Annotated in this window: 23 protein-coding genes; 14 read left to right on the plus strand and 9 right to left on the minus strand. The window is 45.0% G+C overall.

Features of this window, described 5'->3' with window-relative positions:
* Window positions 1-39: 39 nt before the first annotated feature.
* The 3 genes from M1E06_RS11310 to M1E06_RS11320 form a co-directional block, all read right to left on the minus strand.
* Complete coding sequence (locus M1E06_RS11310) at window positions 40-2,394, minus strand: nitric-oxide reductase large subunit (protein WP_020451640.1); 2,355 nt, start codon at window positions 2,392-2,394, stop codon at window positions 40-42.
* Window positions 2,395-2,549: 155 nt separating this feature from the next.
* On the minus strand, window positions 2,550-3,218 hold the full coding sequence (locus tag M1E06_RS11315) for a Crp/Fnr family transcriptional regulator (protein WP_023857565.1): 669 nt from the start codon (window positions 3,216-3,218) through the stop codon (window positions 2,550-2,552).
* 43 nt (window positions 3,219-3,261) lie between these two features.
* Entirely contained in the window at window positions 3,262-3,501 is a 240-nt protein-coding gene (locus M1E06_RS11320; RefSeq protein ID WP_020451638.1) for a DUF2164 domain-containing protein, read from the minus strand.
* A gap of 220 nt (window positions 3,502-3,721) precedes the next feature.
* On the opposite strand from M1E06_RS11320, the gene M1E06_RS11325 reads away from it, so the two are divergent.
* Both M1E06_RS11325 and M1E06_RS11330 read left to right on the plus strand, forming a co-directional pair.
* The gene (locus M1E06_RS11325) at window positions 3,722-4,906 is read left to right on the plus strand and encodes a nitrate/nitrite transporter (protein ID WP_020451637.1); all 1,185 of its coding nucleotides are present in this window, start codon (window positions 3,722-3,724) and stop codon (window positions 4,904-4,906) included.
* 146 nt (window positions 4,907-5,052) lie between these two features.
* Window positions 5,053-5,766 (plus strand): Crp/Fnr family transcriptional regulator, encoded by a 714-nt coding sequence (locus tag M1E06_RS11330; RefSeq protein WP_020451636.1) that lies wholly within the window; start codon window positions 5,053-5,055, stop codon window positions 5,764-5,766.
* 45 nt (window positions 5,767-5,811) lie between these two features.
* Here M1E06_RS11330 and M1E06_RS11335 read toward each other — a convergent pair whose 3' ends face one another.
* Window positions 5,812-6,534, minus strand: a complete 723-nt coding sequence (locus tag M1E06_RS11335) for a YwiC-like family protein (protein WP_020451635.1) — start codon at window positions 6,532-6,534, stop codon at window positions 5,812-5,814.
* Between the two features lie 149 nt (window positions 6,535-6,683).
* Between M1E06_RS11335 and M1E06_RS11340 the strand changes: the two genes are divergently transcribed.
* From M1E06_RS11340 to M1E06_RS11380, 9 genes are all read left to right on the plus strand, one after another.
* Entirely contained in the window at window positions 6,684-7,151 is a 468-nt protein-coding gene (locus tag M1E06_RS11340; protein WP_020451634.1) for a cyclic nucleotide-binding domain-containing protein, read from the plus strand.
* 112 nt (window positions 7,152-7,263) lie between these two features.
* Window positions 7,264-8,367, plus strand: coding sequence for a TIGR04053 family radical SAM/SPASM domain-containing protein (locus M1E06_RS11345; protein WP_020451633.1), 1,104 nt, complete (start codon window positions 7,264-7,266; stop codon window positions 8,365-8,367).
* 106 nt (window positions 8,368-8,473) lie between these two features.
* Window positions 8,474-8,698, plus strand: coding sequence for a DUF1858 domain-containing protein (locus tag M1E06_RS11350; protein ID WP_229030011.1), 225 nt, complete (start codon window positions 8,474-8,476; stop codon window positions 8,696-8,698).
* The gene (locus M1E06_RS11355; protein ID WP_020451631.1) at window positions 8,695-9,936 is read left to right on the plus strand and encodes a DUF438 domain-containing protein; all 1,242 of its coding nucleotides are present in this window, start codon (window positions 8,695-8,697) and stop codon (window positions 9,934-9,936) included. The genes M1E06_RS11350 and M1E06_RS11355 overlap by 4 nt, the downstream gene beginning before the upstream one ends.
* Window positions 9,937-10,109: 173 nt before the next feature.
* Complete coding sequence (locus M1E06_RS11360; RefSeq protein ID WP_020451630.1) at window positions 10,110-13,796, plus strand: nitrate reductase subunit alpha; 3,687 nt, start codon at window positions 10,110-10,112, stop codon at window positions 13,794-13,796.
* Window positions 13,786-15,255 carry a nitrate reductase subunit beta gene (gene narH, locus M1E06_RS11365; RefSeq protein ID WP_020451629.1) on the plus strand — a complete coding sequence of 490 codons (1,470 nt, stop codon included), beginning with the start codon at window positions 13,786-13,788 and terminating at the stop codon, window positions 15,253-15,255. The genes M1E06_RS11360 and narH overlap by 11 nt, the downstream gene beginning before the upstream one ends.
* 17 nt (window positions 15,256-15,272) lie before the next feature.
* Window positions 15,273-15,815, plus strand: a complete 543-nt coding sequence (narJ, locus tag M1E06_RS11370; RefSeq protein WP_020451628.1) for a nitrate reductase molybdenum cofactor assembly chaperone — start codon at window positions 15,273-15,275, stop codon at window positions 15,813-15,815.
* The gene (gene narI, locus M1E06_RS11375) at window positions 15,812-16,498 is read left to right on the plus strand and encodes a respiratory nitrate reductase subunit gamma (RefSeq protein WP_020451627.1); all 687 of its coding nucleotides are present in this window, start codon (window positions 15,812-15,814) and stop codon (window positions 16,496-16,498) included. The genes narJ and narI overlap by 4 nt, the downstream gene beginning before the upstream one ends.
* 112 nt (window positions 16,499-16,610) lie before the next feature.
* Window positions 16,611-16,955, plus strand: coding sequence for a hypothetical protein (locus M1E06_RS11380; RefSeq protein ID WP_020451626.1), 345 nt, complete (start codon window positions 16,611-16,613; stop codon window positions 16,953-16,955).
* A gap of 45 nt (window positions 16,956-17,000) precedes the next feature.
* Here the strand turns inward: M1E06_RS11380 and M1E06_RS11385 are convergent, their stop codons facing one another.
* Window positions 17,001-18,413, minus strand: coding sequence for an alanine/glycine:cation symporter family protein (locus M1E06_RS11385; protein ID WP_020451625.1), 1,413 nt, complete (start codon window positions 18,411-18,413; stop codon window positions 17,001-17,003).
* A gap of 327 nt (window positions 18,414-18,740) precedes the next feature.
* Between M1E06_RS11385 and M1E06_RS11390 the strand changes: the two genes are divergently transcribed.
* The 3 genes from M1E06_RS11390 to M1E06_RS11400 all read left to right on the plus strand — a co-directional run bounded on the left by M1E06_RS11390 (window position 18,741) and on the right by M1E06_RS11400 (window position 20,332).
* Window positions 18,741-19,085: a hypothetical protein gene (locus M1E06_RS11390; protein ID WP_020451623.1), complete on the plus strand. Its 345-nt coding sequence runs from the start codon at window positions 18,741-18,743 to the stop codon at window positions 19,083-19,085.
* Between the two features lie 29 nt (window positions 19,086-19,114).
* Window positions 19,115-19,240, plus strand: a complete 126-nt coding sequence (locus tag M1E06_RS11395) for a hypothetical protein (RefSeq protein WP_020451622.1) — start codon at window positions 19,115-19,117, stop codon at window positions 19,238-19,240.
* Between the two features lie 309 nt (window positions 19,241-19,549).
* A complete protein-coding gene (locus tag M1E06_RS11400; protein ID WP_020451621.1) occupies window positions 19,550-20,332 on the plus strand; it encodes a (S)-acetoin forming diacetyl reductase in 783 nt (260 codons plus the stop codon).
* 226 nt (window positions 20,333-20,558) lie between these two features.
* On the opposite strand, the gene M1E06_RS11405 is transcribed toward M1E06_RS11400, so the two are convergent.
* The 4 genes from M1E06_RS11405 to M1E06_RS11420 form a co-directional block, all read right to left on the minus strand.
* Window positions 20,559-21,965, minus strand: coding sequence for a sugar porter family MFS transporter (locus tag M1E06_RS11405; RefSeq protein WP_020451620.1), 1,407 nt, complete (start codon window positions 21,963-21,965; stop codon window positions 20,559-20,561).
* Between the two features lie 281 nt (window positions 21,966-22,246).
* Window positions 22,247-23,671, minus strand: coding sequence for an L-arabinose isomerase (gene araA / locus M1E06_RS11410; protein ID WP_020451619.1), 1,425 nt, complete (start codon window positions 23,669-23,671; stop codon window positions 22,247-22,249).
* A 43-nt stretch (window positions 23,672-23,714) separates the two neighbouring features.
* Complete coding sequence (locus tag M1E06_RS11415) at window positions 23,715-24,410, minus strand: L-ribulose-5-phosphate 4-epimerase (protein WP_020451618.1); 696 nt, start codon at window positions 24,408-24,410, stop codon at window positions 23,715-23,717.
* A gap of 24 nt (window positions 24,411-24,434) precedes the next feature.
* Window positions 24,435-26,042, minus strand: a complete 1,608-nt coding sequence (locus M1E06_RS11420) for a xylulokinase (protein WP_020451617.1) — start codon at window positions 26,040-26,042, stop codon at window positions 24,435-24,437.
* Between the last annotated feature and the right edge of the window lie 323 nt (window positions 26,043-26,365).

A 26,365-nucleotide genomic window follows, 5' to 3' on the forward strand; every position in this document is an offset into this window, starting at 1 on the left:
AAAGACAGAGGATTTCACTTCCTCTGTCTTTTTGTTTATCTATTCATCTGAAGCAATGTCTTTAACTGGAAGCGCTTCTCCTTCCTGATGCGTCGGTTTGCGGAGATGGAATAATGCTCTGATGCTGAATATGACCAAAATCACGATTCCGGCTAAAAAGATCGTATCCGGCACAGCCCTCCAAGTCAGCAGCGTTTGCACCGTATCCTGCTGTAAAAACTCAGGCGCCCTTGAGCTCCAGTACCCGTCTTCAAACGCTTTTTTCAATTGAAGAAAACCGACCGGCAACAAATTGATAAACACCATTCCGAACAAGCCGATGTTCAGCGACCAGCAGGCTATTTTCAGCCATTTATCATTCCACGCTTCTTTTTTGGCGATATTGCGTAGCGTATACAGCCAGACAGCAATGGCAAACATGCCGTACACGCCCATCATCGCCCCGTGCCCGTGGGCAGGTGTCAGGAACTGGCCGTGCTCAAAATAGCTGACAGCAGGCAGATTGATCAAAAAGCCCAATACCCCTGCACCGACCAGATTCCAGATCGCCGTTGAAATCAAGAACCAGAACGTTGCTTTATACGGGAAATGATGGCCTCCGTCTTTCATCATCTTGTATTGTTCATAAGCTTCCAATACAAGCAGGGTAAGAGGAATCACTTCCAGGCATGAGAAGACGGAACCGAGGCCGATCCAAACTTCGGAAGAACCGTTGTAATAGTAATGATGTCCGATCCCGATGACACCGCTCCCCAGCAGGATCGTCAGTTGAAAATAAAGCGTTCTGACGGTCGATTTTTTCGTAACCAGGTTCATTTGCACGAGCAAAAAGCCGATGACCACGACGGCAAAGACTTCAAAAATCCCTTCCACCCAAAGATGGATAATCCACCACCGCCAAAAATCCGACATTGTAATATTTGTGCCGGGATTAAAGAAAAAGGCTGCACCGTAAAACAGCGGAATGGCGATCGAAGAATAAAACAGCAGATGAATCAAACCGCCTTTATCAGATTCCCGCTTGAGGCCGCTCTTAATGCCTCTGAAAACGATAAACAGCCATATCAGCATGCCGAGTGCGAGAATGACCTGCCAGAAGCGGCCGAGTTCAATATATTCCATTCCTTGGTGGCCGAATAAGAACCAGTTGTTTCCTAAAAGGCCTTTCGCTCCGAGCCATTCGCCAGCCATGCTTCCGCCGACAAGGACGATCAGCGCCCAAAACAGAATATCGACAAGCAGCCCCTGCCTTTTCGGCTCGCGGCCTCCGACAAGCGGCGCTGCATAAATGCCCATACCGAGCCATGAAGTCGCAATCCAGAAGATCGCCAGCTGGAGGTGAAATCCCTTAGATATGCTGAATGGCAACATATCCCTGATCCAATCGATCCCAAAAAAGCTGTCCGGCTCAATATAATAGTGGGCAAGCAAAGCTCCGAACATGGCCTGAACAAAAAACAGCAGCGACACAACGGCGAAATATTTTCCGGTTTTAACCTGTGATGCCGTAAGCGGCTGTTTATCCAGATCAAATACCGGAAACGCCCCTTCCTGATAAGCCTCTTTCATTCCAAGCTTGTAACGGTAAAACACGAATAAAATAATGCCGACAAATAAAATAAGGATGGTGACGCTTGCGCCGCTCCACCAAACGGCGGCAAATGACATCGTGTTTCCGGCATCTTCATCATACGGCCAGTTGTTCGTGTACGTAATGTCGTCGCCAGGCCTTAATGTACTGGAAAGCCATGCCGTCCAGAAGATAAAATCGGAGATCTGCGTGATTTGGTCTTCGCTGTCAACCCACGCTCTGTCGCGTTTAGGCATGTGGCTTTCTTTAATTAAACCGGGCTCAAGCCCCCAGCCGTCTCCTTTTGTAAAGACATTGCGGTAATGATCACGCACTTGCTGCAATCCATAAACCTGCGCATCTGTCAGCTTCAATGTATCTGACGCGCGATTATAACGGTTTTTTCTCATTTCGCGGATGACTTGATTCCGGATGGTGGACTGCTTTTCATCTGAAAGTTGTTTAAAGCGCTTGCCGTATCGTGCCTCCGCCTTAAAATCCTGCATCCCTTCCGTATAGATTTTCAGGGCTTCGGCCGTGTAATCAGGCCCCATGTAAGATCCGTGCCCCAAAATCGTGCCATAATCCATCAGCGCGTATTTTTGAAATACGGCCTGACCGCCTGAAATGGACGATTTGGTCATGAGCACCTCTCCGTTTGGCCCGGACACTTCAACTGGTCTTGGTGCAAGTCCTTTGAAGATCCAATAGCCTCCCAAAAGCAGCACCGAAAAACTAACGATTAAAGTAAAGACGAGAACAGATTTCAAAAAACCGTTTTTCGATGCTTTTTTAACGGGCACCGTCTTTCTTTGAACTTCCATTGCGGTTCACTCCTTTTTTGATTTTGCATGTCCTAAGATACTGGATATGCAGCACACCGGTTGTGAACCAGATCACTTAAATAATGGCGGATTTGTGAACAAAATAAAAACAGGCTTTCCATCTGTTGTTCAATGGAAAGCCTTCATCTTATCCTTCAATTGCAGCCGTTCAGCCAGTCTGTATCATGTATGAAAATTCCGCTCCTGTCAGCTGTCAGCAGATTTTTCTTTTTCATTTCATTTAATGTGCGGTTAATCGTTTCCCTTGACGTTCCGACCATGTTCGCAAAATCCTGATTGGTAATGGGCAGGCTGATGTAGACCCCTTTTTCTTGAGGAATGCCGTGTTCTGCAGCGAGCTTCATTAATACATGCGTCAAGCGGTGCTGGACATCTTTTGAAATAAAACCCTGGATCCGCTCTTGCAAATCGAGAATCTTTTTCCCCATGATTTGCATCACTTTTATTGTCATTTCCGGATATTTCATCAAAAGTTCATTAAAATCAGCGATGCGGATTACGATCAACTCGGTTTCCTGAACGGCTTCGGCTGTTGCCGGGTATGGGGAGCGGTCAAAAAAGCCGACATGGGGAAACATGTCCCCGCTTTGCAGAATCGAAATCACTTGCTCATTGCCGTCTTCATCGATTTTAAAGGCTTTAACAAGACCGGATTTAATGAAGAATACCGCTTCCCTCTCTTCCCCTTCCATAAAAACAAACATTCTCGGCTGATAGGTGCGCTTGACCGCGATTTGCTCGATTTGTTTGAACTCTTCATCATTCAGCCCGCTGAAAATCATAAATTGCTTCAGAAACTCCATTGGTCTTTCAATCCCTTCGGTTTTGCTAAAGGAGAGCGCGTTGTCACAGACGGCGCTCCAGCGCAAAGAGCTCTTCTTCAATCGCCGCTGCCTTCTCTTCCACGACTCTGCGGCTGTCCTTCAGCGCCTGATTATAAAAGTAAGGGCCCAGCTTTTCCTTTACGAATTCAAACATTTGAATCGCCGCGATGTCTCCAACCTCTTCTCCCCTTTCTTCAACATAAAAGCGTTTGATTTCCTCGATGATCGCTTGCTTTTCTTCTTGCGTAAGCTTTATAAACATAAAAGCGGCACTCCTTTTTTTATTTTCATGATAAACGAAAAAGTCCGCAAATGAACCATTTATTTTTTACATCCGTTTACTATCCCTCACTTACCGATATTAAACACGAATCAAACGAATGACCGTGTGACGTAATTCACAATGTTTTTAAAAGACTTTTTGTAAGATAAACATGCTGATTGATTTATTCATTTTTCCCTTTGAAAGGAGCAAAAACGCAATGGTAAATCGTCAAAAAATACAATTACCGCTGCAGTCATTTAGTTTAGTCGCAGGATTTATGGTTTGGGTGTTGATTTCCTCTTTAATGCCCCACATTAAGCAGGACATCGCCCTGACAGACAGTGAGATATCCCTTGTCACGGCCATTCCGGTCATACTCGGCTCGCTTCTGAGGATTCCGCTGGGATACTACACAAACAGATTCGGTGCGAGAATCACGTTCATGATCAGCTTTGTGCTGCTTCTGTTCCCGATTTTTTGGATCAGCACAGCCGATTCGCTGTTCGACTTGATCCTTGGCGGATTCTTCCTCGGCATCGGCGGAGCGGTCTTTTCCATCGGGGTCACATCATTGCCGAAATACTACCCTAAAGAAAAACACGGGTTTGTCAATGGGATCTACGGCGCCGGGAACGTCGGTACAGCGATTACCACGTTTGCCGCTCCTGTCGTAGCAAAGACAGCCGGGTGGGAAAATACGGTGCGGATGTACATCGTGTTAGTCGCCGTATTCGCTTTATTGAACTTTATCCTTGGAGATCGAAAAGAAACAAAAGTGACGGTTTCTGTAACAGAGCAAATGAAGGCAGTCTACCGAAATCAGACATTATGGTTTTTAAGCTTGTTTTACTTCATTACATTCGGATCTTTCGTCGCGTTTACGATTTATCTTCCGAACTTTCTTGTTAATCACTTCGGGCTTGATCCCGTTGATTCAGGGCTTAGAACCGCCGGATTTATCGCTGTCGCAACTTTTCTGAGGCCTGTCGGCGGCTGGCTCGCGGACAAATTCAACCCGCTGAAGCTGTTGATGTATGTATTTGCCGGCTGTACCTTGTCAGGGATTTTATTGGCCTTTTCACCCAGCCTCGGACTTTACGGATTTGGGGTATTAACCGTTGCCGTGTGCGCCGGTCTTGGAAACGGGATCATCTTTAAGCTTGTGCCGCTTTATTTTTCAAATCAGGCCGGCATCGTCAATGGGATTGTATCAGCGATGGGCGGCTTGGGAGGATTCTTCCCGCCACTCATCCTGTCAAGCGTTTTTCAGGCAACCGGCCATTATGCGATCGGATTCATGGCGCTGTCAGAAGCAGCCCTTGCCAGCTTTGTGATCGTGGTCTGGATGTATTTTCAGGAAGTGAGCAAAACATCGACCAAAACGAAGACGAACCATTTATAAACCTTTCCTGCAAAAGGAGCCTTGAGCTGATGTGCTCAGGCTCTTTTTTGGGACTTTATTCATAAGTTCACAATATTGTTTATATTTAAAAGGTCACTCAGCCTTATTTAACGTTAAAATAAGAACTGCTAAAGGGGTGACGCTCAATGAATATTTCTGTTAGAAAATCAGACACAGATTTGCTCTCAGACGATCTGCATCACTTGCTGGAATCAATCAGTACACGACGAAAAATCAGGCAGGACACATTCCTTTTTCAAGAAGGGATGGATGCGGAGGAACTGTATCTTATTCAGTCGGGACTTGTCCAAATCGGCAAATTGACGTCCGATGGCAAAGAACTGACACTCAGAATGTGCAAAAAAAATGATATTGTCGGGGAGCTTACGCTTTTTACAGAAGATGCGAAATATATGCTGAGCGCAAAGATCCTCTCTGATGGCGAAGTGTTGGTCATCAATAAAGATAAGCTTGAAAAAGAACTCATACAAAACGGTGCACTGACGTTTGAGTTTATGAAATGGATGAGCACGCATTTGCGAAAGATTCAATCGAAAATCCGCGACCTTTTGCTGAATGGTAAAAAAGGCGCGCTCTACTCCACCTTGATCCGTCTCGCAAACAGCTACGGCATCACAAGAAGCGACGGGATTCTCATCAATATTGTGCTGACGAACCAGGATCTGGCGAAATTCTGTGCCGCCGCAAGGGAGAGCATCAACCGCATGCTGAGCGACCTCCGGAAGAACGGTGTCATTTCAATTGAGGACTCAGGAAAAATCGTCATTCATCAACTCAACTATTTAAAACGCGAAATCGACTGTGAAAACTGCCCGCTCGACATCTGCAATATCGACTGAAAAAACGAAAACAAACAAGGACATGAAGCACAGTGTCCTTGTTTTTTACGTTTGCAGCAGAAAAACGATCAACACGGCCATAAAGAAACAGGCATTCACCAGCTCTGAGATTCCGATTGTCTTAATCGACAGTTTCTTTCCATGTAAAAACCACGCTCTGAAACTGCTCGGCACTACACCAAGCACGGCCCATCCTGCCCCCGCGGCCAGCGAGATGAACGGCAGGAATACGTGGTATCCCCATGAATAAAGTTTAAACCGATTGTTTTTCTTTTCGCGGATCATCGACTTGACATAAAAGGCGCTCCCTGTGAAAAACAAAGCGGACTGGATAAAAACAAACAATGCTTCACCATCAAGCTTCCCCGCTCCCATCCAGAAGCTCGCAAGCCCGCCCGCGCTGAAAACAAGGATTGCCGCAATATCATTTAAAAGCGCCCTGTCGTTGTTTCTTTTCGCATAATAAAGATTGATGAGAAAGAGCGGAAACAGCGGCAGCCCGAGAAAAACGAGCCGCGGCTCCAGCCAGACCGAAATAAGCAGGAAAACGATGGCCGGAATGCCGTAGATGAGAACCCATTTTTGATAGTAAACGATATTTTTCTTCTTCACCATCATCGTAGCCGGAAATGCCGCTAGATATAGAAACAGCCATCCGCAGAACAGCGGAATATGCTTTACATCCGCGCCCCCGGCGAACATGCCGAGAACAAACGGGATGACAAGCATCGCCCAGGCGCCGTGCTGCTTCGGTATGAACACTTTCATCACGCATCCTCCCTTCTTTTCTATTACATTATAAAAGTTTCGTCTTTTTTACACAGTGACATTTTGCATACAGGCGTGTGAAATAAATCACTGCGCCCTCCAGCCCGGCGCTTTATACTAAATGCTAATATATAGAAGGAGGATATACCATGGACCGGTTTGACTACTTATTGTTTCTGAAAAATCTTCCTATGTTTCTCGGGGTACCCCTTCCGATCATCAAAAGGCTGCTGAAAAACGGGAAGGTGATCGATATCCAGCCATCTCAGCATTCGCGATCGTTCCTTCATTCGCAATCCGTCTATTTTGTTTTAAAAGGGGAAGTTCATTTTTCTGACAGAAGACTTCCAGAAGAATCCCGAACGATCGCCGAGTGGGAAAAAGGCGATGTTTTCCCTATTGATCAAAAAGGCGAACCTTTCGTATCTCCGTTTATTTCAGTCAACACTGCCGCAGAAACCGCCGTACTTGAAATTCCATTTCATACTTTCAAAAAAATGATGACTTATAACCGCCAATTACAGACGAACTTTCTCATGCTGCTTCAGCAGAATTTGTATTTTTCCTACCAGCTTTTTTTGCGTTACCTCAACTCCTCTGCAGAAGACGACGCGTGAGAAGGGCCTCCCCCTTCTTTCCCTTCCTTTTCTAAATGTGATCTACTTAACTTTTTTTCTTTTTCATTTCCGCTACGATACACATGAATGCAAACGAAAGGACAGATGAAAGATGATACATTGCGATTTCGACAAGTCTCCGTTTATCGTCATTTGGGAGCTGACAAGAGCGTGCGAGCTCAAGTGCCTTCATTGCCGGGCATCGGCTCAAAATAAACGCGATCCGCGGGAGCTCACCCTGAAAGAAGGAAAAGATTTAATCGATCAAATTCATGCGATGGACAATCCCCTCCTCGTGCTGACAGGGGGTGACCCTTTAATGAGAGACGACGTATTCGCCATTATTGAGTATGCCGTCCAAAAAGGGGTTCGCGTCTCTATGACCCCGAGTGCCACGCCGAATGTTACAAGAGAAGCGATTCAATCAGCAAAAGAAATCGGCTTATCCCGATGGGCGTTCAGCTTGGACGGGCCAACCCGAGAGATTCATGATCATTTTCGAGGAACGGACGGTTCCTTTGACCTGACCATGAAGGCCATACGCTACATTCATGAATGCCATCTGCCTCTGCAGATTAATACCGTTATATCCGCTTATAACATCGATTACCTGGATGAAATGGCAAAGCTGATCGAAGAATTGAACTGTGTATTATGGAGTGTATTTTTTCTCGTCCCGACAGGCCGCGCGAAGCGGGAAGATATGATTTCGCCGGTGGACCATGAAAAAGTCTTTCTTTGGCTCAGCCGTTTGGCAAAAGAAGCGCCTTTTGACATCAAAACGACAGCAGCCCAGCACTACCGACGGGTCGTTATTCAACAAAAAATGCGGGAAGCGAAAGACCCCAACATGAAAATCCGCTATGAACACGCATTGCAGAAAGGGAAAATGGATGCGATCGGCGGATTGGGCCGGGCTCCGAAAGGTGTGAACGATGGCAACGGCTTTATGTTTATCTCCCATATCGGCGATGTATATCCAAGCGGACTCCTGCCGTTTAAAGCCGGAAACATCCGCGAACAGCCGCTGGCTGAGATTTATCGCGAATCACCGATCTTTAAGAATTTGCGAAATCCGGACGGATTTAAAGGAAAATGCGGCGTCTGTGAATTCCGCCATGTGTGCGGCGGTTCGCGCTCACGTGCCTATGCTCTGACAGGCGATTATCTGGAAAGCGACCCGAGCTGTATTTATATTCCGAAGGCTTTGCGCTGAAAAATGTGATGTACGTCACATTTTTTTCAGCATACTTGTATTACGGTATAGATGAGAATGATCATCACTATCAAAGGATGTGATCCCTCTGCATAAAAAAATTGATTTGAACGATTCCGTATACGAACTTTGCACATTGCATCCTGAACTAAAAGCCGTGATGAAGGAAGCCGGGTTTAAAAACATAACGAAGCCCGGCATGCTGGAAACAGCCGGGCGTATCGTGACGATTCCGAAAGGCGCGCGAATGATGCAAATCGAATGGCCGCATGTCTTAGACATATTGAAAGCGCACGGATTTGACCCCGTTTGGAAAGGAGAAAAACGATGAGCGAAATGATTAACAACCGGGAAACGCAGCAAGGTCTGCCAGAGGAAAAAAAGCAGCTTCTGAAAGAAATCATCATCGACCTTCATAAAGGAAAACCGCTTGCCGACGTCAAAAAACGGTTTGAAAAGACGTTCGGTTCAGTCAATGCTGAAGAAATCGCTCAGCTGGAACAGGCGTTAATGAAGGAAGAAGGCATTACCCCCGAAGAAATTCAAGAGCTTTGTTCCGTTCACGCCGCTGTGTTTAAAGGATCGATTGAAGACATTCACCGCGCTGACGCCGATAAGCAGCCAGGCCATCCCGTTCATACTTTTATGAAAGAAAATAAAGAAATCGACCTCCTTTTGAACTTTAAAATGCAGCTTCATTTGGAACGTTTTGAAAAAGAAGATCACCGCGACAACATTCTCAAGCTGCTCACAGACTTGAACTTGCTCGCCGATGTCGACAAACATTACAGCAGAAAAGAAAATCTTCTCTTCCCCTATTTAGAAAAGTACGGAATTACTGGGCCCAGCCAAGTGATGTGGGCTGTCGATGATTTTATCCGCAAGAGCATCAAAGAAGTGAAGCGTTTGTTGGAAGAGTATACGCCGGACAAAAAAGATGAAGTCATCCGCGAGCTAACGTTTATCATTCAAGAAGGCACGGAAATGATTTATAAAGAAGAAAATATCCTCTTGCCGATGGCGCTCAGAACGCTGACAGAAGACGAATGGCTGAAAATCGCGGCTGAAAGCGACGAGATCGGATATTGCCTGACTGCTCCGGAAACGGTGTGGAAGCCTGAACGCCATCAGCTCAAAACAACAGAAGAAGCGGCTGACGGATATGTCAGGCTCCCTACGGGTATTCTGTCCGTGGCCCAGCTTGAGCACATGATGAACCATCTTCCGGTCGATATCACCTTCATCGATGAAAACGATGTGGTCCGCTATTTTTCACACGGAAAGGAACGGATTTTCGCAAGGACAAAAGCCGTAATCGGCCGGACCGTCCAAAACTGCCATCCGCCGGCAAGCGTCCACATCGTCAACAAACTTCTTGACGACTTTAAATCAGGCAAAAAAGACGTTGAAGACTTTTGGATCAAATTTAAAGACAAATACGTGTTCATCCGCTATTTTGCCGTACGCGATGAAAACGGCCGCTATATCGGAACTTTGGAATTCACCCAGAACATCGCCCCGATTCAAGAGATTACCGGGGAAAAGAGAATTTTGAACACGAGCGATTGACCCATTCGACAGCCCGCTTCCATGCAGGCTGTTTTTTTGTCCTCCCTCTCCCCCTCCTGAAAATGTGACAAATTTGTGAAAACCCGAAACCATGTGACAAATTTAACAAGGTCCAGCGCCTCCTCCATATATAGTGAGGGTAGCATCACTGACTCAGAAGGAGTGAACCAGCAATGAAAAAAAAGAAACAGAGTCCCATTTTCAGGAGATTAAATTATTTCTCTCCTATTGAACGCCATTCCAATCAACACAGCCAAACCACTTATGAAGACCGGAATTGGGAAGATGTATACAGAAATAGATGGCAGCATGATAAAGTGGTTCGCTCTACCCACGGGGTGAACTGTACAGGCTCCTGCAGCTGGAATATCTACGTCAAAAACGGAATCGTCACATGGGAAGGGCAGCGACTCGATTACCCTTCGACTGGCCCTGATATGCCGGACTTTGAACCGCGCGGCTGTCCGAGAGGAGCGAGCTTTTCCTGGTATATATACAGCCCGCTCCGCGTGAAATATCCGTATGTACGCGGTGTGCTGATCCAGATGTGGCGCGAGGCGCTAAACAGCAGCAAAAATCCGCTGGAAGCATGGAAATCAATTATCGAAAACCCTGAAAAAGCAAAGGCCTATAAACAGGCGCGCGGAAAAGGCGGATTTGTCCGCGCCGAATGGAGCGAAGTCCTGAAGCTGATTTCGGCTTCCCTTCTGTACACCATTGCCAAATACGGTCCTGACCGAAATGTCGGCTTCTCGCCGATTCCAGCCATGTCGATGCTCAGCCACGCAGCAGGGTCACGCTTTATGTCCCTGATCGGCGGGCCGATGCTGAGCTTCTATGACTGGTATGCCGACCTCCCTCCTGCTTCACCGCAAATTTGGGGAGATCAAACCGACGTTCCGGAAAGCAGCGACTGGTACAATTCAGGCTACATCATGACATGGGGTTCTAATGTGCCGCTTACCAGAACGCCTGACGCTCACTTTTTAGCCGAAGCCCGCTATAAAGGGGCAAAAGTGATTTCGATCAGCCCGGACTTTGCCGAGTCCTCAAAGTTTTCCGATGATTGGCTGAGCATCAGACAAGGCACGGACGGCGCACTGGCCATGGCGATGGGCCACGTCATTCTCCAAGACTTTTATGTCAACCAGAAAACGGAGCGTTTTATTGATTATGCAAAACAATATACCGATTTCCCGTTTTTGGTGACTTTGAAAGAGGAAAACGGAACGTTCACAGCAGGCCGCTTCCTCCATGCTAAAGATATCGGGCGTGCGACAGAACATGATGAGTGGAAGCCTGCCGTTTGGGATGAAGACACAGATGGATTTGCGATTCCGCAGGGCACGATGGGCTCCCGCTGGGACGGCCAAGGAAAATGGAATCTGCGCATGGTTGATGAGGATTCAGAAAAACCGATCACACCTCGGCTTTCCATGCTTGGACACGAAGATATGATCGGCACGGTCAACATTCCTTACTTCTCACATGACGGCAATAAAGTGCTTGAAAGACCGCTTCCGATCAAAAAAATGATTCTGGACGGAGAGGAAGTTTTTGTTTCTACCGTTTTCGACCTGACGCTCGCCAACTATGGCGTCAACCGCGGAATTGACGGGCAGACGCCGGCATCATTTGATGATCCTGAACCGTTTACACCGGCTTGGCAAGAGCCGATTACCGGCATTAAAAGTGAAATGGTGATCAAAATCGCAAGGGAATTCGCGCAAAATGCGATTGACACAGAGGGCCGTTCAATGATCATTGTCGGCGCCGGGATTAACCATTGGTTCAATTCAGACACCATTTACAGAGCTGTGCTGAACCTTGTGCTTCTCGTCGGAGCTCAAGGGGTTAACGGAGGCGGCTGGGCCCACTATGTCGGCCAGGAAAAACTCCGGCCGGCCGAAGGATGGCAGACGATCGCGACGGCAAAAGACTGGGGAGGCCCTGCCAAACTGCAAAACGGAACATCATTTTTCTACTTCGCTACCGATCAGTGGCGCTATGAAGATCAGGAAATCAGCGGGCTTGCTTCCCCTATCGCAAAAACATCGCGCTACAAGCACCACGCCGATTACAATGTGCTGGCGGCAAGACTCGGATGGCTTCCATCGTATCCGACGTTTGAGAAAAACGGTATCGATCTGTATAAAGAAGCAGAAAAAGCAGGCGCTGAGAACGCTCAGCAAGTCGGAAGCTATATCGCCAGACAGCTTGAGGAGAAAAATCTCAAGTTTTCGATTGAAGATCCTGACAATGAAAAGAACTTCCCGAGAAATCTATTTGTCTGGAGAGCCAACTTAATCTCGAGCTCCGGCAAAGGTCATGAATATTTTCTGAAGCACTTGCTCGGCACGACTAACGGACTGATGAACGATGATCAGGACAGCATCCGTCCCGAAGAAATCACATGGCGTGACAAAGCGCCTGAAGGCAAACTCGACTTACTGGTCAATCTCGATTTCCGGATGGCGGGAACAGCCCTTTATTCAGACATCGTGCTCCCTGCGGCCACATGGTACGAAAAACACGATCTCAGCAGCACGGATATGCATCCGTTCATCCACCCGTTTAACCCGGCAATCAGCGCGCCGTGGGAAGCAAAGTCTGATTGGGATATTTTCAAAGCATTGGCAAAAGCGGTTTCCAATCTGGCTGAAGAAATGGACATGGAACCTGTAAAAGAGGCTGTTGCGACTCCTCTTCTCCATGACACTCCACAGGAAATGGCGCAGCCGCTCGGGAAAATCAAAGATTGGAGCAAAGGCGACTGCCCTGCCGTTCCCGGCAAAACAATGCCGCAAATTCATGTTGTGGAACGGGATTACAAGCAGATTTTCAATAAGATGACATCGCTTGGGCCGAATGTTGTCAAACAGCCGTTTGGTACGAAAGGTATGAACTGGTCTGTTGAAGCGGAATATGATTCCCTCAAAAAAACGCTCGGCGTCGTAAAAGACGACACGATCGCCAAAGGCTGTCCTGACATCAGTGATGCAAGACAGGCTGCGGAAGCGGTATTGACCCTCTCTTCCACTTCAAACGGGAAAGTAGCCGTTAAAGCGTGGGAATCGCTTGAAAAAATAACGAATCTTGAGTTGAAAGACTTAGCTGAAGAACGGGAAGAGGAATGCTTTACATTTGAGCAAATTTCGGCTCAGCCGAAAACGGTGATCACCTCCCCTGCTTTCAGCGGTTCTGAAAAAGGCGGACGGCGCTATTCTCCGTTTACAACGAACGTTGAAAAACTGATTCCGTGGAGAACGCTGACCGGCAGACAGTCTTTTTACCTTGATCATGAAATGATGACGGAATTCGGCGAGAACATGGCGACATTCAAGCCGATCCTGATCCACCGCCCTTTCTTGAACAAGCGTCCGGATCAGGAAGGAAAAGAAATCGTTTTAAACTATTTAACGCCGCATAATAAATGGTCGGTTCACAGCATGTATTTTGATTCCCTGCCGATGCTTACCCTTTTCAGAGGCGGGCCGACAGTCTGGATGAATAAAGACGATGCGGAAGAAACCGACATTCAGGACAACGACTGGATCGAATGCTTCAACCGAAACGGAGTCGTCGTCGCACGGGCCGTGACATCACACCGGATTCCAAAAGGAATGGCCTTTATGCACCATGCCCAAGACCGGCATATCAATGTACCGGGAACAAAGCTGACGAATAACCGCGGTGGAACCCATAACAGTCCGACCCGCATCCATGTCAAGCCGACGCAGATGATCGGAGGCTACGGCCAGCTCAGCTACGGATTCAACTACTACGGGCCGACAGGAAATCAGCGCGACCTCAATGTCGTGATCAGAAAATTGAAGGAGGTCGATTGGCTTGAAGATTAAAGCTCAAATCGGAATGGTAATGAACCTTGATAAATGCATCGGCTGCCATACATGCAGCGTCACATGCAAAAACACATGGACAAACCGTTCCGGTGCAGAATATATGTACTTCAACAACGTCGAAACAAAACCGGGCATCGGCTACCCTAAACAATGGGAGGACCAGGATAAATACAGAGGCGGCTGGGAGCTGAAAAAAGGCAAACTTCAGCTCAAATCAGGCGCCAAAACAACGCGGCTCATGAATTTATTCTACAACCCGTACCAGCCGACGATCGATGACTACTATGAACCTTGGAACTATGATTATGAAACGCTGACAAACAGTCCGGAGAAAAAACACCAGCCTGTTGCAAGGCCGAAGTCTTCCATTACGGGAGACTTCATGAACCTTGAATGGGGTCCGAACTGGGAAGACGATCTTGCCGGCGGCCACATTACAGGCCTTCAAGATCCAAACGTCAAAAAAATGGAAGAATCGATCAAGACTGAATTTGAAGACGTCTTTATGATGTATCTGCCAAGGATATGCGAACACTGCATCAATCCTTCCTGCGTCTCCTCCTGTCCGTCGGGAGCGATGTACAAACGCGAAGAAGACGGGATCGTTCTCGTCGATCAAAATGCGTGCCGCTCATGGAGACACTGTGTATCATCATGCCCTTATAAAAAAGTGTATTTCAACTGGCAGACGAACAAGGCGGAAAAATGCACATTGTGCTTCCCTCGTCTTGAAGCAGGACTGCCGACAATCTGCTCTGAGACATGTGTCGGCCGAATCCGCTATCTCGGAGTCATGCTTTATGATGCAGATAAAGTCGAAGAAGCGGCTTCAGCCGAAAATGAAAAAGATCTATATCACTCCCAGCTGGAAATTTTCCTTGATCCGAATGATCCCGCTGTCGCAGAAGAAGCAAAAGCTCAAGGCATTCCGCTGGAGTGGATCGAAGCAGCGCAAAAATCTCCGATCTACAAAATGATCATCGATTGGAAAATCGCTCTGCCGCTGCATCCTGAATACCGGACATTGCCGATGGTATGGTATATTCCGCCGCTCAGTCCGATTATGAATATGTTTGAAGGAAAAGGAACGGCCCAATCAGCTGAAGATATCTTCCCTGCCATTGATGAAATGCGGATTCCGATCGAATATTTGGCCAATTTGCTGACTGCCGGTGATACACACCATATAAGAACGACATTAAAGAAAATGTCTGTGATGCGTATGTACATGCGAGCGACTCAAACAAACAAACAGATCGATTCAGCTCTGATTCAAGATACCGGATTGACTGAAGAGCAGATTGAAGATATGTACCGTCTGCTTGCGATCGCCAAATACGATGACCGCTTTGTCATTCCGCAAACCCATCGCGAAGAAGTCGCGGATCTGTACATGGAACAAGGAAGCTGCGGATTATCGTTTGCCGGAGGACCCGGCTCTTGCCAAAACATATAACACTGGAGGGAAGCTTCATGAATGGAACAGACAAACAAACCGTTTTTGCCGCTCTTTCTCACCTCCTCTCCTACCCTGATGAAGAGTGGAGAAAAGAACGTTCCGAATGGCAGCAGATCATCGGCGAAATCGAACATGAAGCGCTGAAAGGGCATCTGCTTGCCTTTTTGGAAAGCGCGGCTTCCTATTCGTCTGAGGAATTGATCGAAACGTACGTATATACGTTTGATTTCGGCAAAAAAACGAACCTTTATGTCACCTATTTCAACTCCGGTGAACAAAGGGAGCGCGGAATTGAATTGCTGCAGCTGAAAGATCTGTATCAGCAGTCCGGTTTTCAGCCGACAGACAAAGAGCTGCCGGATTATCTGCCGCTCATGCTTGAATTTGCTGCAGTCGCCGATCATGAAAAAGCTGCGGCTGTATTCCAAAAATACGCAGCGAACCTGGAAGAATTAAGATTGCAGCTTTCAGAGAATGAAAGCATCTATACGCCGTTATTAGACGGATTAATGATGATTTTAGAGGAAATTGGTGTTGAAAGGAATGTACAGCCATGATCGAACAAATACTGTGGGTCATCCTCCCCTATATCGTCATCACCATTTTTATCGGAGGGCATATATACCGCTATCAACATGATCAGTTTGGCTGGACGGCCAAATCAAGCGAAATGCTCGAAAAGAAAAAATTGGCGCTTGGCAGCAGCCTTTTTCACTGGGGAATCTTTTTTGTCATCGGCGGGCATGTGATGGGAATTTTAATTCCGGAAAGCCTTTATCAAGCGCTCGGCGTATCAGAGCATATGTACCATAAAATCGCGATCGGTTTCGGACTGCCAGCGGGCATCGCCGCGCTGTCAGGACTTATCATATTGACCTACCGCAGATTCACGGACAAACGAATTCGAAAAACGAGCTCTGCCGGTGATTTCATCACGCTGGTCGCTTTGTTATTCGTCATGACGACTGGGCTTGCGGCAACCTTCTTGAACATCGATTCAAAAGGATTCGACTATCGGACAACAATCAGCCCGTGGTTTCGCAACATTTTCTTATTCAAGCCTGATGCCGGACTTATGGCGAGCGTGCCCCTCTGGTTTAAGCTTCATATTATGATGGGCTACGTCATTTTCATCGTCTGGCCGTTTACTCGGCTCGTCCACGTATTCAGCATGCCGCTAAAATATTTGACAAGAAGCTATGTTGTTTACCGAAAACGGGCGCCCCGCAAAAGCATTTAAACATTTTCCCTAAAGCCAAAACGGCTTTAGGGATTTTTTTCTCTATAGGCAAGCTACCCTTATTCCCTATCAATCATACGATAAAGCAAACCATCAGAAAGGAGCGTTTTTATTGTATCCATACGATCCTTCACTATATGATCCGTATCGCCAGCAATTTCCACCGGGGCCGCCTCCAGGAGTTGGAGGACAGCAGCAACAGCAGTTTCTCCCCCCGCCGCCGAGCCAATTTCCGCAAGACACCGGCCCTTCGGTATTTGCCGTTGATCCCGGCGGAATCAGAAGATGCCTGTTCAAATATACATTCATCCGCTTAAGAAACGGCAGCCGCTTTTGGTTCTACCCGGTTTTCGTCGGACGTTATTCGATTGCGGGCTACCGCTGGAGACCGCGTCAATTCCGCTGGGTTTACTTCGGTATTGACTTGAACGAGATTACCTCATTCAGCTGTCAGTAAAAAAACAAGAAAAAGGCGCCCCAAGGACGCCTTTTTTCATATTGTTTATTTCGATTGCAATGTTTCCTTCTCGTCTTCCCAAGCCTCTGTGTTTTTCAGACCTGGAATCGAGCTTGCCTTAAAGACAGGGTTCTTCCCTGTTTTACGCTGATCAGTATAGTCTTTCAGCACTTTCGCGGCAATTCCGGAAAGAAGCAGAATCGCAATCAGGTTAATGATCGCCATTAATCCCATAAATAAATCCGCCATGTCCCACACAAGCTGAAAACCGGATACAGATCCGAAGATGACCATTGCGACAACAGCTGTACGGTAAACGGCAAGCGTCGTCTTGCTCTTTTTAATAAATTCAATATTCGTCTCACCATAATAGTAGTTTCCGACGATTGAGCTGAAAGCGAACAGGAAAATCGCCACTGCGACAAACGCAGGCGCCCAGCTTCCGACATGATGCTGCATGGCTGCTTGTGTAATTTGAATGCCGTCAAGCTCTTTGCCCGGCGTCAGATTGAACAGCAGAATCATAAAGGCTGTCGCACTGCAGATAACCATCGTATCAAAGAATACGCCAAGCGTTTGGATAAAACCTTGCTTCGCCGGGTGAGAGACATTGGCAGTCGCCGCTGCGTTCGGCGCGCTTCCCATTCCGGCTTCGTTTGAAAACAAGCCGCGCTTCGCACCGATAATAATGATGCTGCCGAGCGTACCCCCTGCAATCTGCTCGATCCCGAAAGCATCTTTCACAATCATCGCGAAAACGGCCGGTATTTGAGAAATATTCGTCAGCACGACAAATAAAGCAAGTCCAAGATAAATGACCGCCATAACCGGAACGATCAACTGCGAAACTGTCACAACGCGTTTCAAACCGCCGAAAATGATAAATCCGGTCAATACCGCCAAAACAATTCCGACCGTTGTTTTATCAAGGTTGAAAGCCCCTTCCATCGAACCGACGATCGTATTGGCTTGCACCGCATTAAAGATCAATCCGAATGTAATCGTAATCAAAACGGCAAAGATAATGCCCATCCATCTGGCGCCCAGCGCTTTTTCCATATAATAAGCTGGGCCCCCTCTGAAATGATCGCCGTCTTTGACCTTGTACACTTGAGCCAGCGTACTCTCCACAAAGCTGGAAGCCATACCGACAAGCGCGACAACCCACATCCAAAAGACCGCTCCAGGTCCTCCTGTTGCAACAGCAAGCGCGACACCGGTCAGGTTACCCGTGCCGACACGCGAAGCGGCGGAAATAAAGAAAGCCTGCAAAGACGAGACGCCTTTTCCTTTCTCCTCCTTTTGTCCGACGATACGAAACATCTCGAAGAAATAGCGGAATTGAACGAATTTCAATTTAAAAGTAAAGAACAGGCCTATTCCTATTAATATATAGACTAAATAAGTCCAAATAAAACGGCTCGGGACATTGATGATTTCGCTTAAAATTTCTTCCATAGCACCCTCCTGAAACAAACGAATTTTGTTTTGATGTTAAGTTTTCTAACATGATAGGATTATATCATAATAATGACACAAGAAAAACTAGATAGAATTTTCTGTTTTTTAAACATAAAGGCTGTTAACATCATGATTACTTTAGTCCCAATGCTCATTATAGCAGAGTATTATCTTTATTCATATATAAAAATGCGCTTTCATTCCAAATACGTTGCGAAAAATCTCATATTGTCAATAAATATTTGCCAACTGTCACAAAATAATCATCTTTTCTTATAACATAAAATATGCTAAGATGATGAGATACTAAGGGGATGAGATCAAATGAAAAAGACATTGTTTCTGCAACTGTCCATATTCTTTTTAGTCATTGCGAGCCTTCATTCGTTCTCAATGCCCCAGATGCCGGCAAATCACCATACGCAAAAAGCCGCTGTTTCAGGAGACGAACTCCATGAACTGACAGCCGGCAAATATGGTGAAGAAAAGGCGAAATCATTGTGGAATTCACTCGGCTTCGGAGCTGAATCTATCCTTCTCTTCATCTTAGCTGCGGCTTCCGGCCAGGCGTTCATGATGAACAGGCGGAAAGAGCATCTGAAGGCATTTATGCTCGCGGTGTTCTATCACTCTTCTTATTTCGATAAAGCGCATGTTTTAAAACCATAACCATACGAAAAAAAACGGGAGGTTTTAACATGTTATTTATCATAAGAACGGTGATTATTGGACTATTTTCATTAGCAGCAATCAATTTGTTTGTTTTTCAAGGAATTGAATTCATGCACGCGATTACCGACCTTTTCAATCGCCAGGACAGCTGAATTTGAAGCGATTTGAAAAAGCTAGACAATAAAATTCATGAAACAGTTTGATTGGCATGAGTCCGGCACTGCACGGATTCATGCCTTTTCATTTGGTCTTCCTTCGTCTTGTGATTGCAGTAAAAGCGGAACAATCCTATTATACTTAAATAAAGCTTTTCCATCTTCTTCAAAAACAATTAAATTTTTTCGAAAAATTTTAAACATTTTTTCAACAACTGCCGGGATTTTATTTCAAATCTACAAATATAAGATATAATGTTTCTGTACCAATTAAATACCAATTACTTATAGAAAGAAGATGTTCATATGAGTAAAGTATCTGGAAAAATTGCTTTTGTTACTGGCGGAGGCCAAGGAATTGGCGAAGCAATCTGCAAACGCTTGGCGGAGGATGGGTTCGCTGTTGCAGTTGCCGATTATAATGTAGAAACTGCAACACAAGTTGCTGAGGACATTAACCAGCATAACGGTAAGGCAATTGCAGTTAAAGTGGATGTTGCTGATCGGGATGATGTTTTTAAAGCAGTCGATGAAACGGTTAAACGCCTCGGCGGTCTTGATGTGGTGATCAATAATGCAGGTCTTGGACCAACCACACCTATTGAAAGCATTACATATGAAGATTATCGGAAAATCTATGATGTTAACGTCGGCGGTACTTATTGGGGAATTCAAGCAGCTGTAAAAGCCTTTAAAGAACTTGGACACGGCGGGAAAATCATTAATGCTTCTTCTCAAGCCGGTCAAGTCGGTAACCCGGGCTTGGCAGTTTACGGCGGAACAAAGTTCGCTGTTCGTGGGATTACGCAAACGGCGGCAAAAGATCTAGCTGAATTAGGCATTACGGTTAACGCCTTTTGTCCGGGTATCGTAAAAACGCCTATGATGATGGGGATTGCACAGCAAACCGCTGATGAAGCAGGCAAGCCATTTGAATGGGGAATGGAACAATTCGCTAAAAATATTGCATTAAAACGCTTATCAGAGCCGGAAGATGTAGCAGCATGCGTTTCTTATCTTGCAGGGCCGGATTCAGATTATATGACCGGCCAGTCTCTTATCATTGATGGCGGAATGGTATTTAATTAATTTTAAAATCATATTCAATATGGAGGGCGGAGTTTTCCGCCTCCATATTGAAATAACAAGCTAGAGCTGATATGTCACGGTTCGTCCAATCACGCCCCGTTTAAAAATTTGGACCAAAGAGCGTCTTCCCTTTTGAAACCCCCTGTTTCAAAATGAACTAGTGCGAAGATTTCCCCTGCGATAAGCGGCACCCAAGATAGCTCCTTTCGATTCCCCACTCCAAGCCTCATAGGTTTATTTGCGCGCTTTTTCCGCCAATTTGTTTATTTCCTCCATTTTTTTCGATTTCCTCTAAACTGCGACCTCGAGTTTCAGGGACGCGTGTCCGGATAAATACAACTCCAAGTAAACAAATAACACCGAAGATTGCAAACACAGCTTCTTGAGACATCGAAGCGGTCATAATAGGAAATAGCAATCCAACCAAGAAAGAGCCGATCCAGTTAAATGATGAAGCTATTCCAGACGCGCGCCCGCGAATGACCAGAGGGAAAATTTCTCCAACGATGACCCAAGTTAAAGGAGCCCACGTGAATGAATAAAGTGCTACATAGATACTTAAAAAGACAACCATCATCATCGGATTTGCATTAGGAATTAATATATTCAATATTGCCGGCAAAATAAAGGACAGCCCCATAACGGTTCCGCCTACTGTTAATAAAGTACGGCGATTAAATTTATCAGCGATCATGATGAATAGCAATGAACCTAGCACGAGAATAACACCTTGAATAATCGGCCACATCAACGCTGAACTTGCCGCATTCCCTGTTGCTTTTTCTACAATCAAAGGAATGTAATAAAAAATTGCGTTAGCACCCTGGAATTGTTGAAAAGCGGCAACACCCACACCAGCAATTAATAAAAAACGATATTTATTACTTAAGAGTGTAGCCCATGATGCTTTTTGATTTGCCTTTGTTTCCTCTCTGGCAGTTTCTTGTATTTGTGCTATTTCAGAATCAATCTCTCCTTTGTTAGAGCGAATATAGCTCAACACCTTGCGTGCTTCATCAAGTTTATTGTTCTTGATTAAAAAACGAGGTGATTCAGGTAACTTTAACATTCCAACATATAAGATCACAGCAGGTACGGCAGCCAAACCAAGCATCAACCGCCACGCCATTGTTTCCGGCAAATCTTTCAATAGAAAATCAACAATGTAAGAAAGCAACATTCCAGAACAAATCATGGTTTGATTAATTCCTGACAGCCGTCCGCGTAAACGTGCAGGCGCCATTTCCGACATATAGGCCGGGACCAATGCAGAGGCAGCACCAACGGCCAATCCTAATAAAACCCGAGAAACAATTAAAAACAGTACCCCATTATGAGGTGCTATTCCTGACAAAATGGATCCAACAACAAAAATGACAGCGGAAATTAAAATCATTTTGCGACGTCCCAAACGATCAGAAAGTTGTCCGGCCAGGGCGCCTCCAAAAATAGCGCCTAACATGACCGAAGAAGTAATCCAGCCAATAACCCCGGCGTTGTCTTGAAGGTTCCAATCGTGTTGCAGAAAAGGCAAAGCACCCGTCATAACGCCGATATCATAACCGAAAAGAATGCCGGCAAAAGCCCCGAAAAAATAAATGAAGCCACTTGAGATTTTCTTTTCATTAACCATTTAAGTTCCCTCCTCAAGGTTGAAATTATATTGTGTAATCCAGCCACCAAAATTATCGATGGCTTTTTCAGAAATCATTAAAGTGTTTCCAAACTGCAAATACATGCTAGGATATTGGTGGGATTTCTCACTAAACCTCATGGTTTTATTCGCCTATTATTAAACGCTTTCAATTTTTCCGGAACATAACGATAACGCTTACAAAATCATGAATATTTTGATATCTGATATCCCTATTTTTCACCTCCAAGGAAGCAGAGCCTCCTCGGAGGTTAGAGGCATTACTTAATCACTACATATTCCAGGTCAACCAGCTTTGCATAAGTGATCATTTGGTCTGTTGTTAAATTCAATGAAACAACTGTATGGTGACCGCCGCCGTTTTCAAGCCACGCTTTCACTCCATCCTGAAAGTTAGGCTTCACTTCCCAAAGCACCCGTGCCACCGGAAGGTTTGGTGCCGGAACAGTTGGTTCAAATGCAGAAACTTCGTTAATCAACAGTTTGTAATGCGTACCAAAGTCTGCCATCGAAACAACCACACCATCTCCTGCTTTTCCGTCGAACACTAAGCGTGCCGGGTCTTCACGATCACCAATACCTAATGGAGATACGATAATTTTCGGTTTGTTGCTTGCTAAAGATGGGTCAACTTCAAGCATATGTGATTGAAGGATTGATTCTTGACCGGCAGCTAATTCATATGTGTAATCTTCCATAAAGCCGGTTGATTGGTTACGGCTCATCACTTTGAGTAAACGATCGAGCGCTGCAGTTTTCCAATCTCCTTCACCAGCAAAGCCATATCCTTGGGCCATCAAACGTTGGACGGCAAGACCCGGAAGTTGTTTCATCCCATATAAATCTTCAAAGTTAGTTGTGAAGGCATTATAACCACCATCATCCAGGAAACGTTTAATGGCGATTTCATAGCTTGCTTGTACTTTTACGCTCTTCTCCCAATCTTCCTGACTGTAAGTACCATAATCAAATTCATAAAGGTCTGCATATTCAGCAAACAATCGATTAATTTCTTCATCTGTAACCGCATTCACGTATTGAACAAGATCACCAATGCCAAAGTAATCAACTGTCCAGCCAAATTGAATTTGTGCTTCAACCTTATCCCCTTCAGTAACAGCAACGTTACGCATGTTGTCACCAAATCGGGCGACCTTGATGTTGAAGCTTTCGTTATAAGCAACCGCTACGTCCATCCATTCCGCAATTTGCTGTTGCACTTCAGGGCGTTCCCAATAACCTACGACAACTTTATTTTGTTTTTGCAAACGGGCATTGATAAAACCATATTCACGGTCCCCATGAGCAGATTGGTTTAGGTTCATAAAGTCCATGTCAATCGTTGTCCACGGAATACTTTCATTAAATTGTGTCGCTAAATGAAGTAACGGTTTTTGTAATAATTTTGTTCCGCGAATCCACATTTTTGCAGGTGAAAAAGTATGCATCCAAGTGATAACACCGGCAACTTCGTCACGATAGTTCACTTCTTTCATGATGCTTGTGATTTTATCTGCACTAACAGCTAAATCTTGCAATACAAGCGGGTATGGCAATACAGCGCTTTCATTTAATGCATCAGTCACGGCTTGCGCGTGCGCTCTGACTTCTTCAAGCGCTTCTTCCCCATAAAGATGTTGTGAACCTACGACAAACCAGAATTCTTTTTTTCCTTGTGTTAACATCATAACCCTCTTTTCTTAAATGAATAGTTTGATAGAATTGACTTTACTTTTGACCATAATAAGCATTTTTACCGTGTTTTCGTAAATAATGTTTATCTAAAATACGTTGTGGTAATTCTTTTGCAAAATGATTTAATTCTCGGGTAAATAAATTCATTTTCGCGACTTCATCCAACACCACACTATTCAATACTGCTGATTTTACATCTTTGCCCCAAGTAAATGGACCATGACCATGAAGTAAGACACCGGGAACAGCTAAAATATCTAACCCGCGCTCTTCAAATGTTTCGATAATGACATTACCTGTTTCTACTTCGTAACCTCGATCAACCTCCTCTTGTGTCAAGTATCGGGCACATGGCACGGAACCATAGAATGTGTCTGCATGAGTGGTCCCCATCGCCGGAACATCAAGGCCTGCTTGAGCCCAGATTGTCGCCCAAGTTGAATGAGTGTGTACAATTCCTCCAATTTCAGGGTAATGCTTATAAAGTACCGCGTGAGTCGCTGTATCTGATGAAGGTCTCAGCTCTCCTTCAACAATATTGCCATCTAAATCAACAACCACCATATCACTAGCTTTCATTGTTTCATAATCAACACCACTAGGTTTGATAACGAATAAACCAGTTTCACGGTCAATGGCACTTGCATTTCCCCATGTGTATTTCACAAGTCCGTATTTAGGCAAGTCCAAATTTGCTTGTAACACTTCTTCTTTCAGTTGTTCTAGCACGTCAACCCCTCCACTTTCCACTCATTAAATCAAATGATCCACAGCGGCCTGCTCAATCATTAAACCTTTTTTGTACCGTTCGATAAATGCTTCAAATCCTTCAACATCTAATTGATCAGGGTAAATTTCTTGCCCGGCATCCTCTTCAAAGACTTTTTTGTCGAGGAAATCTTCTAAGCTTTCTTGTTGATCTTTGTTCATCATGTAAGAAGCAAGAATAGCCATTCCCCACGCACCGCCCTCTCCGGCAGTTGCCATAACTGATACTGGCGTATTCATTGCAGCTGCAACAATTTTTTGTCCGACAAGAGGGGTTTTGAATAAACCGCCGTGAGCTAAAATGCTATCAATATCAATATTTTCCTCTTTGGTCAAAATATCCATTCCGATTTTCAAAGCTGCAAAAGCTGCAAAAAGGTGTGTCCGCATGAAGTTTGCTAAATCGAAACGACTCTCTGGTGAGCGGACAAATAACGGCCGGCCTTTTTCTAGTCCTGTAATATTTTCACCAGAGAAATAACCGTAGCTTAGTAAGCCACCGCCGTCTGAGTCAGCCTCCAATGCTTTATTCAACACCACTTCGAATAATTTATTCATTTCAACCTTTTGTCCCATTGCCTCAAAAAATTCACGAAACAACCCTAGCCAAGCATTTAAATCGCTTGAGCAGTTATTCGCATGAACCATTCCAACCGGACTGCCGTTTGGCGTTGTTACCAAATCAATTTCTGGATATACTTTCGAAAGTTTTTTCTCTAATACAATCATGGCAAAAACTGAAGTTCCTACTGAGATGTTTCCAGTGCGTTTCCTCACACTATTCGTAGCAACCATTCCTGTTCCAGCATCGCCTTCCGGCGGACAAACCGGGATACCTGGCTGTAAATTTTTTGATTGATCCAGAATTTTCGCGCCAATTTCGGTTAATTCGCCTGCTTGCTCGCCTGAAATATAAACTTCAGGAAGAATATCCTTTATACTCCAAGGATAGCCTTTGTTCGAAATCAGTTCATCAAACTGCTTGAGCATCGATTCATTGTAATTTTGCGTTGATTCATCAATTGGGAACATGCCCGAAGCATCTCCAACGCCAATTGCTTTATTACCAGTCAGCAACCAGTGAATGTACCCAGCTAAAGTGGTGATATAATCAATGCGAGGCAAATGTTTCTCTTCATTTAATATCGCTTGATATAAATGAGCAATACTCCACCGTTCAGGGATATTGAATTGAAATTGATCAGTTAATTCTTTTGCTGCAGCACCGGTTGTTGAGTTACGCCAAGTTCGAAACGGAACAAGCAGCTCCCCTGTGTTGTCAAAAGCCATATATCCATGCATCATTGCAGAAAAACCAATAGAACCGATTTTGCGAATGGTGATGCCATAATTTCGTTCAACATCATTCTTCATTTCACTATAAGCTGTTTGCAACCCAGTGATAATATCTACTAAGTTGTACGTCCAAAATCCATCTTCCAAGCGGTTTTCCCACTCATAACTTCCAGATGCGATTGTTTCAAAACTGCTATCAATCAACACTGCTTTAATACGTGTGGATCCGAATTCAATTCCAAGCGATGTTTCTCCCTCAGTTATCGCCTGCTTGATGTTTACTTGATTCGCTTTCACGTTATCCCCCCTCTGATAGCGATTTCAATATTATTCGAAAGAAGGCATTCCCCTTTTCGCTTAACTTAATTACAGACTTAGTATATTTTTTGTACGTACATTTGTCAATCGATAATATAATATGTTCATATAAATATCACAACGATATTTATATTCTTTTTCTCTTCATGCTTATAATAAAAAGTATTTGTATAACATGAAATTTAAAGAAAAAAATTAGAATTACTTATTCATTTTCACGAAAATAAGGTGAAATCTTTTCATTCATTGAAAGCCATGATAAAATATGTCCACACAAATCATTCAATTAAAAAAATTAGAAT

Source organism: Bacillus sp. AK124, assembly GCF_053903085.1.

What these genes read in the sequence shown, in the direction of transcription:
- M1E06_RS11325 (WP_020451637.1), top strand. Translation starts at nt 3,722, where the DNA reads ATGGTAAATCGTCAAAAAATACAATTACCGCTGCAGTCATTTAGTTTA.
- M1E06_RS11320 (WP_020451638.1), bottom strand. Translation starts at nt 3,501, where the DNA reads ATGTTTATAAAGCTTACGCAAGAAGAAAAGCAAGCGATCATCGAGGAA.
- M1E06_RS11360 (WP_020451630.1), top strand. Translation starts at nt 10,110, where the DNA reads ATGAAAAAAAAGAAACAGAGTCCCATTTTCAGGAGATTAAATTATTTC.
- M1E06_RS11405 (WP_020451620.1), bottom strand. Translation starts at nt 21,965, where the DNA reads ATGGTTAATGAAAAGAAAATCTCAAGTGGCTTCATTTATTTTTTCGGG.
- M1E06_RS11385 (WP_020451625.1), bottom strand. Translation starts at nt 18,413, where the DNA reads ATGGAAGAAATTTTAAGCGAAATCATCAATGTCCCGAGCCGTTTTATT.
- M1E06_RS11310 (WP_020451640.1), bottom strand. Translation starts at nt 2,394, where the DNA reads ATGGAAGTTCAAAGAAAGACGGTGCCCGTTAAAAAAGCATCGAAAAAC.
- M1E06_RS11355 (WP_020451631.1), top strand. Translation starts at nt 8,695, where the DNA reads ATGAGCGAAATGATTAACAACCGGGAAACGCAGCAAGGTCTGCCAGAG.
- M1E06_RS11340 (WP_020451634.1), top strand. Translation starts at nt 6,684, where the DNA reads ATGGACCGGTTTGACTACTTATTGTTTCTGAAAAATCTTCCTATGTTT.
- M1E06_RS11395 (WP_020451622.1), top strand. Translation starts at nt 19,115, where the DNA reads ATGTTATTTATCATAAGAACGGTGATTATTGGACTATTTTCATTAGCA.
- narJ (WP_020451628.1), top strand. Translation starts at nt 15,273, where the DNA reads ATGAATGGAACAGACAAACAAACCGTTTTTGCCGCTCTTTCTCACCTC.
- M1E06_RS11345 (WP_020451633.1), top strand. Translation starts at nt 7,264, where the DNA reads ATGATACATTGCGATTTCGACAAGTCTCCGTTTATCGTCATTTGGGAG.
- narI (WP_020451627.1), top strand. Translation starts at nt 15,812, where the DNA reads ATGATCGAACAAATACTGTGGGTCATCCTCCCCTATATCGTCATCACC.
- M1E06_RS11315 (WP_023857565.1), bottom strand. Translation starts at nt 3,218, where the DNA reads ATGGAGTTTCTGAAGCAATTTATGATTTTCAGCGGGCTGAATGATGAA.
- araA (WP_020451619.1), bottom strand. Translation starts at nt 23,671, where the DNA reads ATGTTAACACAAGGAAAAAAAGAATTCTGGTTTGTCGTAGGTTCACAA.
- M1E06_RS11335 (WP_020451635.1), bottom strand. Translation starts at nt 6,534, where the DNA reads ATGAAAGTGTTCATACCGAAGCAGCACGGCGCCTGGGCGATGCTTGTC.
- M1E06_RS11330 (WP_020451636.1), top strand. Translation starts at nt 5,053, where the DNA reads ATGAATATTTCTGTTAGAAAATCAGACACAGATTTGCTCTCAGACGAT.
- M1E06_RS11390 (WP_020451623.1), top strand. Translation starts at nt 18,741, where the DNA reads ATGAAAAAGACATTGTTTCTGCAACTGTCCATATTCTTTTTAGTCATT.
- M1E06_RS11400 (WP_020451621.1), top strand. Translation starts at nt 19,550, where the DNA reads ATGAGTAAAGTATCTGGAAAAATTGCTTTTGTTACTGGCGGAGGCCAA.